The sequence below is a fragment of the Halioglobus sp. D3-4 genome, assembly GCF_055809315.1.
The window spans coordinates 265281-278884 of sequence record NZ_CM147907.1 but is presented as its reverse complement, the minus strand read 5'-3'; the positions used below and the strand labels follow the sequence as shown (position 1 = coordinate 278884).

Annotated in this window: 12 protein-coding genes; 5 read left to right on the top strand and 7 right to left on the bottom strand. The window is 54.5% G+C overall.

What is annotated here, in order from left to right; all coding sequences use genetic code 11:
- Positions 1 to 9: 9 nt before the first annotated feature.
- The 5 genes from AC0L6S_RS01195 to AC0L6S_RS01175 form a co-directional block, all read right to left on the bottom strand.
- Positions 10 to 1503, bottom strand: a complete 1494-nt coding sequence (locus AC0L6S_RS01195) for a TIGR03016 family PEP-CTERM system-associated outer membrane protein (protein ID WP_473426593.1) — start codon at positions 1501 to 1503, stop codon at positions 10 to 12.
- 2 nt (positions 1504 to 1505) lie between these two features.
- A complete protein-coding gene (locus tag AC0L6S_RS01190; RefSeq protein ID WP_473426592.1) occupies positions 1506 to 2546 on the bottom strand; it encodes an AAA family ATPase in 1041 nt (346 codons plus the stop codon).
- A 57-nt stretch (positions 2547 to 2603) separates the two neighbouring features.
- Positions 2604 to 4226 (bottom strand): XrtA system polysaccharide chain length determinant, encoded by a 1623-nt coding sequence (locus tag AC0L6S_RS01185; protein ID WP_473426591.1) that lies wholly within the window; start codon positions 4224 to 4226, stop codon positions 2604 to 2606.
- Between the two features lie 32 nt (positions 4227 to 4258).
- Complete coding sequence (locus AC0L6S_RS01180) at positions 4259 to 4915, bottom strand: XrtA/PEP-CTERM system exopolysaccharide export protein (protein ID WP_473426590.1); 657 nt, start codon at positions 4913 to 4915, stop codon at positions 4259 to 4261.
- A gap of 216 nt (positions 4916 to 5131) precedes the next feature.
- A complete protein-coding gene (locus AC0L6S_RS01175; RefSeq protein ID WP_473426589.1) occupies positions 5132 to 7546 on the bottom strand; it encodes an AAA family ATPase in 2415 nt (804 codons plus the stop codon).
- Positions 7547 to 7722: 176 nt separating this feature from the next.
- Here AC0L6S_RS01175 and AC0L6S_RS01170 point away from each other — a divergent pair, with 176 nt between their 5' ends.
- The 5 genes from AC0L6S_RS01170 (at position 7723) to AC0L6S_RS01150 (ending at position 11161) form a co-directional block, all read left to right on the top strand.
- Positions 7723 to 7929 carry a hypothetical protein gene (locus AC0L6S_RS01170; RefSeq protein ID WP_473426588.1) on the top strand — a complete coding sequence of 69 codons (207 nt, stop codon included), beginning with the start codon at positions 7723 to 7725 and terminating at the stop codon, positions 7927 to 7929.
- 465 nt (positions 7930 to 8394) lie between these two features.
- Complete coding sequence (locus tag AC0L6S_RS01165) at positions 8395 to 8784, top strand: hypothetical protein (RefSeq protein ID WP_473426587.1); 390 nt, start codon at positions 8395 to 8397, stop codon at positions 8782 to 8784.
- A 116-nt stretch (positions 8785 to 8900) separates the two neighbouring features.
- A complete protein-coding gene (locus AC0L6S_RS01160; RefSeq protein WP_473426586.1) occupies positions 8901 to 9167 on the top strand; it encodes an HPr-rel-A system PqqD family peptide chaperone in 267 nt (88 codons plus the stop codon).
- Positions 9168 to 10088, top strand: coding sequence for an HprK-related kinase A (locus tag AC0L6S_RS01155; protein WP_473426585.1), 921 nt, complete (start codon positions 9168 to 9170; stop codon positions 10086 to 10088). It abuts the gene before it with no gap.
- The gene (locus AC0L6S_RS01150) at positions 10085 to 11161 is read left to right on the top strand and encodes a nucleotidyltransferase domain-containing protein (RefSeq protein WP_473426584.1); all 1077 of its coding nucleotides are present in this window, start codon (positions 10085 to 10087) and stop codon (positions 11159 to 11161) included. The genes AC0L6S_RS01155 and AC0L6S_RS01150 overlap by 4 nt, the downstream gene beginning before the upstream one ends.
- A 49-nt stretch (positions 11162 to 11210) precedes the next feature.
- On the opposite strand, the gene AC0L6S_RS01145 is transcribed toward AC0L6S_RS01150, so the two are convergent.
- The gene (locus tag AC0L6S_RS01145) at positions 11211 to 12521 is read right to left on the bottom strand and encodes a nucleotide sugar dehydrogenase (RefSeq protein WP_473426583.1); all 1311 of its coding nucleotides are present in this window, start codon (positions 12519 to 12521) and stop codon (positions 11211 to 11213) included.
- Between the two features lie 12 nt (positions 12522 to 12533).
- A complete protein-coding gene (locus AC0L6S_RS01140) occupies positions 12534 to 13568 on the bottom strand; it encodes an SDR family oxidoreductase (RefSeq protein WP_473426582.1) in 1035 nt (344 codons plus the stop codon).
- Positions 13569 to 13604 lie beyond the last annotated feature (36 nt).

Below are 13604 nucleotides of genomic sequence, written 5' to 3'. Positions count from 1 at the left end.
TTGTTTTCCCTAGAGGCGGATATTGAGAGTCGCCATGACCCTGTTTTCCTGATATTCATTGAAGGAGTTGTCAGATTGTTGATCTGTGTAGCGGTAGTTCAACGACACGCTCATGCGATCATTCAGCACTCGACCCACCGTCACACTTGTAATCCAAGCTTCGCTATTATTAGCGAAGTTTTGATTGGACTGCCCAAACAGCGATTGCGGCTCATCCTGTCTCCAGCTTATCGTCGCAGACAGGCTATAGGCTCTGGAGATGAAGACCTGCGGTGAAACTGTCAATGCCAGGTCGTCATACGTAGACTTTTCCCCGTTGTCTTCCTGTGTCTGATCAGAATGGCTGCCGATAAAGTTGATCTTGGCGCGACGACCATCGTAGGAGTAGCCGACAGTAAAGCGTTCGTCGATGATTGGACTCTGCGAATTCTGGGAGGAAAAATTACGGATACTCTGGTTAAAATCGTTACCCTCGGTCAGGATATCGCGACCGAATGTAATCGACTTTTTATAACTCGCTGAGAACACGCTGCGTTTATGCCTGTGAGAAATACTCAGACGGGGTGTCTTGCCAAAGAAACGGTCGCCAATACCCAGGCCTACTTTGGTGCGGGGGTTCGGCGTCCAGTTTACACCCAGTTCCCAGGACTGACCGTCTATGTCGTCGTCGTTGTAGGTCTGAAAATCGTTCCACTCCCAGCCGTATGTTCCGGTCAGCTGCCAGCGTCTGTCCAGGCGGTAACCCATATTCAAACCTGCCGATTTGAGCTCGGCATTCTCGCGGGGTACCAGGGTGCCATCCTCCTCAAGGAAGAAGTCATTGTCATCGTATGAGACCTTGCGGTAGTTACCGAACAGATCCCAGGATATGCGAGTAGCTGTCCCTCCCGCCAGATTGGTGGACCAGGAATCACTAGCGCTGTTGCTCAGATTATCCGCGGTATTGATCACTTCATTGTAGTTATAGCGCAGGGAGTAGGTGGCAAAGTCCTTCAGCCTCCTCGAGAGTTCGGGGCTGACCGAATAGCGGTAGTAGGTGTTGGTGTTGCCATTGGTGTCAAATGAGTTGGCACCACCGGCCGTAGGAGTAACCTCGTTCTGGTTCGCCCTGCCGCTGGCTGAAACCTTGAGCCAATCCTCAATTAATATTGCCGATCCCTTGGCGTTAATACTGGGCGCAAACTGCTTGCGGTTGCCGAAGGAGCCGCCGCTGCAATCATTATCTCTGAGCTGACTATCGGTGAGCGTATTAAGCTGGACAGACCCGCTTACGGTAAAGTCGGCATTCCTGCCCTTGCCCTTAATCGAGCCGGACGGGGTCAATGTACCTACCCAAGCATCCTTTTTGTTGTCATTGCTCTGACATACATTGTCAGTATAGGTGATACCAGGAGCTACAGACGCGGATGTGGTGAATTCCGCAGCCAATACACTGACAGGCAGGGAGCAACCAACAGCCAATGGCAACGACCTGAGCAATAAGTTAGCGGAAACGGACTTCATCCCTATTGCCCCATGCCTGCCGCCGATTCGCCTTCCCGGTGCCCATAGCCATAGGGACCGCCACGGTACTCATAGGTGTAATAGGAGTACGGGTTGGTTCGCTTGCGGGCACGATTTAGAATCATACCCACCATTTTCTCCTCACCAATATGTTCGATGGCTTGCGTAACCGCATACTGCGGTGTGGAATCCGAACTCACCACGAATACGATTTGCCCCATAAAGCTCGCCAGCACTGCAGCTTCTGTGGTTAACAGCAGCGGCGGAGAATCAAACACAATCACGCGGTCCGGGTCCTCCTCCGACAACGCCAGCATCAAGCGGTGCATTCTGGCACTGGCCAACAGCTCGTTCGCATGGGTATGCAGACCACCGGCTGGCAGGATGCGCAGCTTTTCAACATTAGTCGGTAAAATGAAGTCCTCAACTCGGGCGTCTTCATCTTCCAGCACATCTATCAGTCCAGGGCTTGTCGAAGGCACACCCAACTGCCGTCCGGCTTCCGCCTTAGCGGTATCCGCGTCTACGAAGAGCACGTTTTTCTCTCGCTCCATCGCAATACTGAGAGCCAGGCAGATCGAGCTAAACGTTTTTCCATCACCCTCCAAAGCACTGGTAACCATAATCAGGTTGCCATGCGGAATAGCCGGCGTAACTGAATCCCCAGAGATGTTCGTCAGTAGGGGACGCTTAATAGTCCTGTACTCTTCCGCGATTGCACTGCGCGGAACAGCGGGCGTCAACATACCGGCTTCGCGCAGCTCCATAAATGGAATCTTGACCATATTCTCGACGTTCGGGTCATATGAAATGGTCGACTCTTCCTGCGCAACAGTTCCACTGCCAGAGCGGCGACCAGTGGCTTCGGGGGTCGCATCAGCACCGGTGGAATTTTGTGGAACAGGATGACTGGCAGCTTTCTGTACGGTATTCGTGGGATCAGGGGCCGGTGCGTCGACTTCGGAGCCCGTTTCCTTCGCGTTGTCGCTCCCGGATGCTTTACCCTTACCAAGCGCGTTGACCGCCTTTTCAATAATACTCATGACTGATCCCGCTCGTTAACATTCCGGTTTTGGTTTTTGTTTTGCATGGGATATCGCTCAGCTTGAAAGCAAATCGCTCTGTCCAACGGCCATTCCTACGAAGACAAGGAGCAGGCATATACTCAGGGACGTAAATGCCATAATGCCGTAGCGCTCCTTGCGTCGCTGATCACTGTGAACATTGATGGTGACTGCCCCGAGAACCGGCAGGCCAGTGATCATCATGAGCGTACGCACATCGAAAATGACCGGGTAGATAAGTGAGACCAGTAAACTGACACCGATACCCGCTGCGATCGCCACACCGAGGACCACTGCGTTCAGAATCAACTTGTCTGGTTCGCTGGGCTTCAGAGGCACATAGGGCGGATCGATCACTCGGAACGTCACATCGCTGGCCTTCTCTTCGACATCCTGGCCGAGTCTCGCCAGCTCACGTTTCTGCATTAATTCAGAGTGCTGGATATTCAGGATATCGCGATTTCGAATATATTGTTTGAGCTGCCCCTCGATCTTCGGAATAGTGGTCACCTTCTCTTCCAGATCAGAGACTCGGGCCTGATACGTGGCGACCCGGGCCTTAAGCGCTGCGATCTTGCCATTGGTTTCAGCCAATTCCTCACGCATTGCCAAATATACCGGGCTGCTGGTAAGGCCATCATAGGGCAGGGCACTGCCGGAGCCGCCCATTTCGGCCATCTGCGCCATTTGCATGGCGCGATTCGCCGCAGCCATTTTGGCTTCCTCGGCGTTCTTCTCATCCACCAGTTGATCCAGCAGCGCTGTCATTTGACGCACTTCCGGATGACGGGGCGTGTATTTCATGGTCAGGTCATTCAGGTACTGCTGAACAGATATAATCTGGTTATCAAGCGGTGTTAGGGGATCCGTAATCGCAGAATTCCTGGAAATAACAGGCGCTTCAGAGATAAACAGTGGATCGTAAAGCGGATCTTCACCATCCAGTTGTCGCTGCAGTTCAATCGCCCGGTTTTCCTCTTCTTTCAACAGCATCTTCGCCGAGTTGAGCTTCGACTTCTCCCTGTTGAGATTCGCGTAAAACCCTCCCTGTGTACCCAGAATATCGACGTGCTTCTGCTTGAAATCGGCGGCGAGGTTTTCCGCTGCGATCAGGCGCTGCTCATAGGCTTTGATCTGATTGTCGAGGAACCCAAGAGAGCCAGAAGCATCTTCACGCTTGCCGCTTAATGAACTTTCAATAAAAACGGTAATCAGGGCCTGTGCGATTCGTTTCGCAGTGTCGCGATCTGGATCCTGCACGCGTACAGAATAAAGTGATGTATCCAGCTGACCTCCGGTAAAGGAAATCGAGTCCATCAGGTCTGTCAGCAGCTTGTCTTTCTCTTTGGCGGTTGTCACCTGCAGGTCGAGGTCGGTCATGCGCATCAGTTTTTCAATATTTGGACGACTCAGTAAGGTACGACTGAGCAAACCGATGCGGTCTCCGGAATCATTCTGAATGGTCAAACCTTCCAGGAGCGGCCCCAACAGGCTATTCGTATCAACGTATATTCTGGCGCGCGCCACATAGGCCTCAGGCATCTGCCACACCCATATCCAGCCGCCGATGGCAACCACCCAGGCTGTTGCCAGCGCCAACCAGCGATGGCGCCACACTCCCCAGATATATGAAAATACTTGTGCAAGAATTTCCTGCATCCGCTTTTCCCCTTAAACCGCCGTAATTAGCCTTAGAACCAGGATTCCGCAACGATCAGAATGTCGCCCGGCATCATGGACACGTTAGCGGTAATATCGCCATCCTTGAGCAGGTCATCGAGACGCAGGTTGTACGTCACCTGCTCTCCATCAACCATGCGAACCAACACTGAGTTATTGCCGTCTGCATATTCCGTCAAGCCATTGACGGTAATCATAAGATCCAGCAGCGTCATGTATTTTACGTAAGGTACGCGAGTGGGGTTACTGGCCTCTCCCACCACGCGGATAGTCTGATCGGGTATGCCGACAAACCCACCGACAATGACACTTACTACCGGCTGGCGTACATATTCCGAATAGGCTATTTCAATATCGCGGGCCAGTTGCGTGGATGTCTTGCCTGCGGCCTGCAGATCTTCCACCAGGTTAGTCGTCAGCTTTCCGTCGGGGCGAATTGTTCCCTGGGAACTCAACTCCTCGTTACCCCATACAAAGATGGTTACCGAATCGCCCGGCGCCAAAACATAGTCATAATCAACTTCTATGTTCCGCTCCGATTGTGGCACCGGGGGATGCTGGGGAGTCGTACACGCTGCGCAAAGCATGAAAAACAGAATTGCAATCCCAGAGGTTACCCTCTGCATTGGTGAGAAAGCACTCAAGTGCGCGCCAGTTTTGTCAGTCATCGATATCTCCTTGGGCATGCGACCACCCGTCTTAGTTGTTAGACTTTATCACGCGCCCAGCAGTGTATTTCACTTGCCGGACTAACATTGTGAACAACGTCACACAGATAATTTGATTCTCTGATGCCCATCTGTAACACGGGCGCCTGCTGCAAGTATTTCACCATTTTCCCCTGTGAACTGTATAGCATACAGATGAAGATTGAGTGCGAATTTTTACCCTTCGCTGAGTAGCTTTATCTGCACAATTCGGTACGGTTCCATGGGGTCACCTATTTCTTCTACAGGGGGCTTCACCGGATCACTCAATACACCGCGACCCTCAACCTGTAACCGATCCCGCGCGATACCGGCATCGACCAGATAGCGCTCCACCGCATCGGCGCGTTTTTTGGACAGGCGCAGATTGTATTGTGAATCTCCAAGGTTGTCGGTGAACCCGGTGATTGCAGCAGTGGCAGCGTCGCTCTCACGCAACATCGCGACCACCCTGTCCAGTTTAGGAAGCGCATCGGAATCGAGAGCATCGCTATCGAAGGAAAAGGAGATCAGAAAAGTCTCTTGCCAATGCTGCTGCGCGGCAATCTCCACGGCCACGGCATCCTCTGCTGGCCCTGCTGGTTCGGTATTGGGTGCCGACTCCGTCGCGAGTAGATTCGCATCAATTGGCGCTTCTGTGTTAGCCGGACTAATTTGCGCTGTAACCTCAGCCAGCGCAGTATCCTCTGCTGTTGCCACGGGAATCAGCACGCGCAAACCCGCCTCGACCACCATCGGCAGCAGCTCCTGTTCTGTATCGGCAGCGGATTCCGCCGTCGATGCCGCTGTGTTCTTGTTAGGTTTCACCGCGCGTTCAGAAGCCGATGAATCCGGCACCTGGTCGGTAACAGCAAGCGCCTCGACATTATCGTCAACCTTGCGTAAAGATGCGGACGCTAAAGGCGCGGGCTTAAGAGTCACTGCTTTCGAAGTCTCCGGTTTCGAGGTAGCGACGTTTGGAGTCGCTGGCTTTGAAGGCGCTGGTTTTGATGACACTAGCGCCGGACTTTCGCCGATCGAAGCCTCCGGCCCCATATCCGGCACAGCCGTTTCATCCCGAGTGACGCCGCAGGTTTTCAAAACGAAGGCTGCTGCCAGCGTCACCGCCACCAGGCATGCAATGAGCATCAATCGTTTGCGTGGCGCGGGGGAGACTACCGCCCCATCGCTGGCCAACGGAGGATTTTCCGCTTCGTTAACGCCATGTGGTTCGCCACTGGCCTCGGCGAACGCTGCGCTCGCTGTCTCCGGGTTTGACGAGGATTGGGCAAGCATATCAACCGTTGATAATGCAGCAGGGGCATTCTCCCGTATCGGGAATACCTCACTATCGTCCTCTGAAGCCGGTGCATCCTCTGCCGCTTCACTGGCAGCCTCAACCCCTGATTCCGGCTCAGCTGAAAGAGCGGACTCCTCGGCTTCCACAACATCCAACTCTATCTCGGTCAACACATCCGTGTCATCTTCCTCCGCTGGAGCGTCAGAGCCCTCTACCAATCCAGTGGGTGTGTCGGTAGAGCCACCCAGACCTGGCTCGGCTGTATCCTGAGCTACTGCATCTTTGACTGCCGTAACTTCCGCTACTGGGCGAGTGTCAGGATTGTCTTTTTTTTTTACTTCGACCGATTGCTCAGCCGAACTGTCGTCTGCGGCCTGTGCAGGCGCACTGTTATCCCCCTGCAATGGGGGCGCCGCCTGCCCTTCCATCTTGGGCACCGGCACCCAATCGGGCTCAGCGCTGTTGCGAAAATCTTCTCGGGATATTCCGGTCCCTGCTGCGAGGTTTTCCGCCTGAAGCTCGCCAATAACCACGCTCACATCTTTCACTTCTATCGCATGGCGCTCTTCCACGCTGCCAAGCAAAAACAAACGACTACAGATAAGGTTGATCCGCCGGGGCACGCCTTCACTGAACCTGTGAATAAGCGGAAAGATGGCCCTGTCGATTGCCGGATCACCCTGCCAACCCACTCTGGATAAGCGGTGCATGACATAGGCTTCAGTCTCATCTGCCTCCAGACCCTCGATATGGCTTGCGGCCACAATTCGCTGGTGAACCTGTTCCATTTCCCGCGAGAGAATCAGGTCTCGCAACTCCGGCTGCCCCAGCAAAAATATCTGCAGCAGCGGCTGTCCGCCATACTGGATATTGGTCAATAGTCGCAGTTCCTCCATCGCGGAGGATGAAAGGTCCTGTGCCTCATCTACCACCAGAAGCGCGCGCCGACCCTCTCTATGCCAGCTGTGCAGAAGTTGGCTAAGGTGCTGCATGAGTTCGGCCTTGCCGGCCTGGGCGGGACTGACACCAAAACTGTAGGCCACCGTTTTCAGCAAATCGTCAGCCTGTAACTGTGTGCACACCAGGTTAGCCGTGATCACCTTGTCGGTGGAGAGACTCTCTATCAACTCACCGATGAGGGTGGTTTTACCGGTACCGGGCCGACCGGTAATCATCACGAATCCTTCCGCACGCTTGAAGGCATAAGCTAGATAGGCACGGGCCTTACCGTAGCTGTTGTGCTCGAAGCAGAACCGGTGGTCCGGACTGAGCCGGAAGGGTTCAGCGGTAAAGTTATAGAAGATTTCGTACATCCGGATTTTTCGCTTGCATATTAACCTGCCAAAGACTTTACAGACTTCAAGACCCTTTGCAAGGCACTTTGTCGTTACGCTTCACGGTTTTTTGATTTAAACTGAAATACCTTCCGGGCGAGGCGCATCCGGGAGCAGAACTGCTCGCGTCGTATACAACTCAATGAGAATAAACTATGTATAAAAACCTTGTGTTGGCCGGTTCAATAGCAGGCATTCTGGGAGCCATTATCTGCCTCATTGCCGGGCTTGCCCGCATGGCGGGTTTCTACTATCTGGCGGGCTATCAATCGACGACCCTTTTCACTGCGGGCGTTGGCTTGATGGTTTTCGCGTGTCTGGTCAAGCTGGAAAACCTGCATACTGAAAAACGCGAAGAATAGTGCCCAAGCCTTGGGAGCGCGCGGAGCCCCTCACCAGAGGCGGCGCATAACACCCTCCCGGACTGCCTCGCATCATGCCGTACGGGCCGTCGCGGCGCCGGTTTCAGAAAGGCATCGATGGCGTCTACCAGCAGTGTGCCCGGTCGCCGAATGGATCGACGGCGCCCAACCTCCGTCAGCTTTCTTTACAAATTTGCATAGCCGCCCCTCCCCGACACGCTTACGGCAGCAAAAAGTGCAGTTAAGTCATTGTATTTATTGACTTAGCAGATAGAGCGGTACAGAATTTGCATCGCATTGAAACAACAGGCCGTGACGTAATGTGAACTGATTCACAAGCGTCTTTCATGCCGCTGTACGGGAGCAATCCGAGAGTGGTAGTGTTGACGCTGTCGACTATCTTTATAACAGGGCGACACTGGGGCACGGCAATTATCGTTTTGGCAAGCTTATCCGGGGGTTAATGTGAGCAGCTTCACCGACAAGGACAGCAACACAGAGAGTACAGACGGTACGGCACCTGCCAATCAGGTTCCCGATCCCGGCCGCCGCCGCTTCTCCCGCTCGGCCATCGCCGGCAGCGCGGTGCTGCTGTCTCTGGGTAACAGGGCAGCTTGGGGGCAGACCGTAGGCTGTATGTCTGTGGCCACACTAAATTCCTTCGACCCGGGATCGCAAAACTTCATCTCAGCGCCCGCCGGAAGACCCGAACATAACAAAGACCTCGCTTCGGAAATCCACCGAATTTCCTCGGCGCCCAATTATCTGGGTACCGATGGCACATGGTCCTCCTGCAAGGAGCCCGGCTCAGTCGATGGTGTATGTCTGGTCAAGGGCAACTGCGGCCCGCCGTAATAGTGCGTTTTCGATGAGCCCGGCTCAACCGAGCCTCCAACCAGACACCCCCGCTGCTGGCCTTGTACCCAGCCTTTTGGAATAATCATCGCCCCAACAAGGTATTTCCTTTATCTATGATGTGGCAAACTTATTCCAAGGGTCAGTTATATGACGCGAATGAAAGTACCGTGGTGTACTTCGACGCTTACAGTGGCGATACCCACCTGCTCAGCGACTTTGCTGGCTATGTAATGCAACAGCTGAACAACCAACCAATGAGCACTGAGGAATTGGTGAAACGGGCTTCCCGGGACATCGATCCCGAGGATATACCGGACCTGGAAAATGCTATCACCAGCGTACTGGAAGAGCTCGTCCTCCTCGATATCCTCAAACCCTGAATGCGACTACTCAACGACTTGGCTCCCAACGAGTTCAGCAGGCGGCTGAACGATGGGGACCTTCCACTTCGCATTGGCCCGTATGTCTATTGCCTGCAAAGTGATCGCCCCTCCGTGGCAGAAGGCATCCACACACTCTACCGCGATTTCAGCCTCGCTGACCCCGGTGACTTTGTCGACTACAACATCGCGCTGATGCGCGGACGCGGCCTGCAACGCCTGCGGGGTGAATCAGAGTTCCTGTTTGATGGGAAAAACCCGTTCGAGACAATCCCCCTCGGTCAGGAATATGCGTTTCTGGAGTGGGGGATGAACTGGTGTGTATCGCTGCACACCAACGAGTTCCTGAAACTACACGCGGCAGTTGTTTCGCGCGGAGATTCCGCCGTCATCATGCCAGGCGTACCCGGAGCCGGCAAAAGTACGCTGTGCGCAGCACTGGGATTGAGCGGGTGGCGTATCCTGTCTGATGAACACGCAATGATCCCACCGGGCACCACGGAAGTCGTGCCACTTTGTCGCCCGGTCAGCCTGAAGAATGAGAGTATCGAGGTGATCAAATCGTTCTCCCCGGAGGCCGTGCTGGGCCCGGTGAGCAAGGAGACACACAAGGGTGTTGTCTCCCATATGAAAGCGGATATTCACGCCGACAGCCACGACAAAAACCACCTGCGGGCAAAGGCAATGATCTTCCCGAGATACTCAAGGGAGGAGGAGCAACAGCTCACCCGGCGTAGGAAAACGGACAGTTTTATTCTGGCGGCCTACCATTCCTTCAACTACAGCCTGCTCTGTGAAAGCGGCTTCACCGCGATGAAAACCCTGATCGAAGGTATCGACTGCTACGACCTTGTCTATCACGATCTCGACTGGGCCATTTACGCAATGGATCAGGTTCCCAACCTGCCGGCCCGCCAATGAGTTTTCTGCTACAACAGATGCTCCTTGAGCCACAGCGCGTGCTTGAATTAGACAATGCGCAGCTGAACCTGTTGTTATCCCAGGGACGCAACGCGAGGCTGCTGGGCTCCCTCGCGGTGGAATTGCACAGGCTTGGAATCGATTCACAGCTTCCCCATAACGTCGAGCGGCACTTTCAGTCCGCGCGTCTGGTGCATCAGAAGCAGAAGCAAGACCTTGCCTACGATACCGACAAGATAAAAATAGCGCTGGATTCTGCCAATGAAAAACTGGTGCTGCTGAAGGGCGCCGCCTATTTACTGGCGGAATTACCGGTAGGGCGCGGGCGATTTATCACCGATATCGATATTATCGTACCCCAGCGCAATATCGATGCGGCGGAAAAAGCCCTGATGAACTTCGACTGGCACAGAGGGGAGGTCAGCGCCTACGATGACCACTACTATCGAAAGTGGGGACATGAGATTCCGCCGCTGAGTCATGCAAAACGGGGCACAACACTGGACGTGCACCACAATATACTACCGCCCACCGCAGGCCCTGACGTCAACGCCGATCTGCTTTTTGAGAACCTTATAGAGATCAAGCCCGGCGTTTACACACTCTCCTGGCAGGACATGGTCATTCACAGCGCGACTCACCTCTTCCACGAAGGCGAGTTTCACCACGGCTTGCGGGATCTATGGGATCTGGATCGTATGCTGCGCGACTTTCCGGACCGCGATCCGCATTTCTGGGAGGGACTGGTTTACAGAGCGCAGGAATTACAGCTGGCGGATTCCCTGTTCCACGGGCTCAACTATACGCAACAAGTATTCGGCACACCGCTGCCGGCAGGTATTCTGGATGCCGCTGCCAGTCGCGCGCTGACCTGGCGAAAACCGATAATGGACTTCCTGTTCCTCAGGGCGTTCCGGCCAGACCATCCGCAGTGCAAACTGCCGTATACAGAGCTGGCGCTCAATCTACTCTATCTGCGCTCGCACTACCTGCGCATGCCTCTGTATCTGCTACTGCCACATCTGGCCAGAAAGGCCTGGGTGCGCCGGTTTGATAAAAAAGAAACTGACTGAGCAACTACGCGCGCCGAAACGATGTGCTTTCGCGCACCTGCCATCGGCGCTATAAGCGCCACACATTCAGGTTGGCGGCCTCAAGCTCTTTGCGGTCGAGAACGCATTTGATATCTATCAGTGTCGCCCCCTCTGCCATCATCGCGCCGAAATCCGACACGCTCGTTTGCAGATAGCTGGCATGTGGAACCGCCAGTATCACCGCCTGGCAATCTTTCAGATCCTGCCAGTCACGCAGTGTTATACCGTACTCCGACTGCGCCTCCGCCGGCTCAGCCAGCGGGTCATGCACCAGCACATCACAGCAGTACTCATTGAGCTCGTCGATGATATCCACCACCTTGGAGTTGCGCAGATCGGGGCAGTTTTCCTTGAACGTCAAACCCAGCACCGCCACTTTTGCGCCGCTCACCCGGTGTCCGTGTTGTACCAGTCGTTTGACGGTCTGCTCGGCTACAAATTTACCCATGGTGTCATTGGTTTGACGCCCCGCGAGGATGACCTGGGGATGATGACCCACAGCCTCAGCCTTGTAGGTAAGATAATACGGATCAACACCGATACAGTGACCGCCGACCAGGCCCGGCCGAAACGGCAGGAAGTTCCACTTGGTGCCGGCCGCTTCCAGCACATCGAGCGTATCGATATCCAGACGGTTAAAAATAAGCGCTAATTCGTTCATCAATGCGATATTGAGATCGCGCTGGGTATTCTCGATGACCTTTGCCGCTTCAGCGACTTTGATGCTGGCCGCGCGGTGTGCGCCGGCCATTACGACGGTCTCGTAGAGATTGGCGACTTTCTCCAGTGTCTCAGGTGTATCGCCGGACACCACTTTGGTGATGGTCTCCAGCCTGTGCTCCTTGTCACCGGGGTTTATCCGCTCCGGAGAATACGCGACATAGAAACCCTTCTCATCACTACCGGGACTGCGGCCAGCCCAGGGCAGGCCAGATGCTTTCTCCAGCAGCGGCACACAAATCTCCTCAGTGCAGCCTGGATATACCGTCGACTCAAAGATGACCGTCGCACCCGCTTGCAGGTGCGCTCCCACTGCGCGGCAGGCCCCCTCCAGTGGCGAGAGATCTGGACGTCTCGCCTGATCGATGGGCGTGGGCACGACAACGATAATCACCTGCGCCTGCGACAGCTGGCTGGCATCACTGGTGAACTCAAGCTGGTTTGCCTCAGCCAGCTGTTCAGGCTCTACTTCTCCACTGGGATCGACACCGCTGCGGTAATGCGCGAGTTTCTCCTCATTCAGATCCAGACCTATCGTCCGGCGCGTACGACCAAAAGCCACGGCCAGAGGCAAACCGACATACCCCAAGCCTACAATTGCAACTGTGTCTTTTTCCATGCCCAGAAAATCCTATCTTTGAAGTCCCAAAAACCAATCACAGGTAACTGCCAGCCCCTGGTCGACCGTATGCGTAGGCTGATACCCGAGCAACTCGCGCGCCCGGCTGATGTCCGCCTGCGAGTGACGTACGTCCCCTTCCCTGAAACCGGCATACAACGGCTCAATAGCCAGAACCGTTTCGTTCGCGGCACCGAGCAGAGCGCGGATGGAATAGAACAATTCATTCAGGGAAGTCCGCCCGCCTACCGCAACGTTGTAAACCTGATTACAGGCATCGGGGTGCTCACTGGTCGCCGCCAGCAAATTGGCCTGCACTGTATTGTCGATAAAGCAGAAATCTCGGGAGGTTTCACCATCGCCATTAATCTGTGGTGCGACACCCTGGCACAATTGTTCGAACCACCGGGGGATGACCGCGGCATAAGCACCCTGTGGATCCTGCCTTGGCCCGAACACGTTGAAATATCGCAGGCCGATACACTTCATGCCGTAGGTCCGAGCGAAGACGTCGGCATAGAGTTCATTCACATACTTGGTGACCGCGTAGGGAGACAGGGGTTTACCTATCAGGTCTTCCACCTTTGGCAGCCCGGGGTGATCACCGTAGGTCGAGGATGAAGCTGCATAAATAAAACGCTCTACATTGGCATCCCGAGACGCCACCAGCATATTGAGAAAGCCATCGACATTGGCTCTGTTTGTCAGCAGCGGGTCGGCAACCGAGCGCGGCACGCTTCCCAACGCCGCCTGGTGCAGAACATATTTCACGCCGCTGGTGGCTTGCTGACAGGCTTGTAGATCGCAAATATCAGCCTCAAAAAAAGTAAAGCGGCGCCACTTCTCCTCACCTACGCCCGCGCGCACATGCTCAAGGTTTGCACGTGACCCAGTAGCAAAATTATCGAGCCCTACAACCTCCTGATCAAGGGTCAGCAATTTCTCTATCAGATGAGATCCGATAAATCCCGCAGCACCCGTCACCAGCCACCGGGATGACCGCTGAAAAAGCTCTGGTTCTAGCGCCTCAAAGGCAGACTTGGACAATGTGTGGCCCCTTACTACAATTCCCCGAATGGGTAC

What these genes read in the sequence shown, in the direction of transcription:
- AC0L6S_RS01180 (WP_473426590.1), bottom strand. Translation starts at nt 4,915, where the DNA reads ATGACTGACAAAACTGGCGCGCACTTGAGTGCTTTCTCACCAATGCAG.
- AC0L6S_RS01145 (WP_473426583.1), bottom strand. Translation starts at nt 12,521, where the DNA reads ATGGAAAAAGACACAGTTGCAATTGTAGGCTTGGGGTATGTCGGTTTG.
- AC0L6S_RS01155 (WP_473426585.1), top strand. Translation starts at nt 9,168, where the DNA reads ATGCGACTACTCAACGACTTGGCTCCCAACGAGTTCAGCAGGCGGCTG.
- AC0L6S_RS01160 (WP_473426586.1), top strand. Translation starts at nt 8,901, where the DNA reads ATGATGTGGCAAACTTATTCCAAGGGTCAGTTATATGACGCGAATGAA.
- AC0L6S_RS01170 (WP_473426588.1), top strand. Translation starts at nt 7,723, where the DNA reads ATGTATAAAAACCTTGTGTTGGCCGGTTCAATAGCAGGCATTCTGGGA.
- AC0L6S_RS01195 (WP_473426593.1), bottom strand. Translation starts at nt 1,503, where the DNA reads ATGAAGTCCGTTTCCGCTAACTTATTGCTCAGGTCGTTGCCATTGGCT.
- AC0L6S_RS01150 (WP_473426584.1), top strand. Translation starts at nt 10,085, where the DNA reads ATGAGTTTTCTGCTACAACAGATGCTCCTTGAGCCACAGCGCGTGCTT.
- AC0L6S_RS01190 (WP_473426592.1), bottom strand. Translation starts at nt 2,546, where the DNA reads ATGAGTATTATTGAAAAGGCGGTCAACGCGCTTGGTAAGGGTAAAGCA.
- AC0L6S_RS01185 (WP_473426591.1), bottom strand. Translation starts at nt 4,226, where the DNA reads ATGCAGGAAATTCTTGCACAAGTATTTTCATATATCTGGGGAGTGTGG.
- AC0L6S_RS01175 (WP_473426589.1), bottom strand. Translation starts at nt 7,546, where the DNA reads ATGTACGAAATCTTCTATAACTTTACCGCTGAACCCTTCCGGCTCAGT.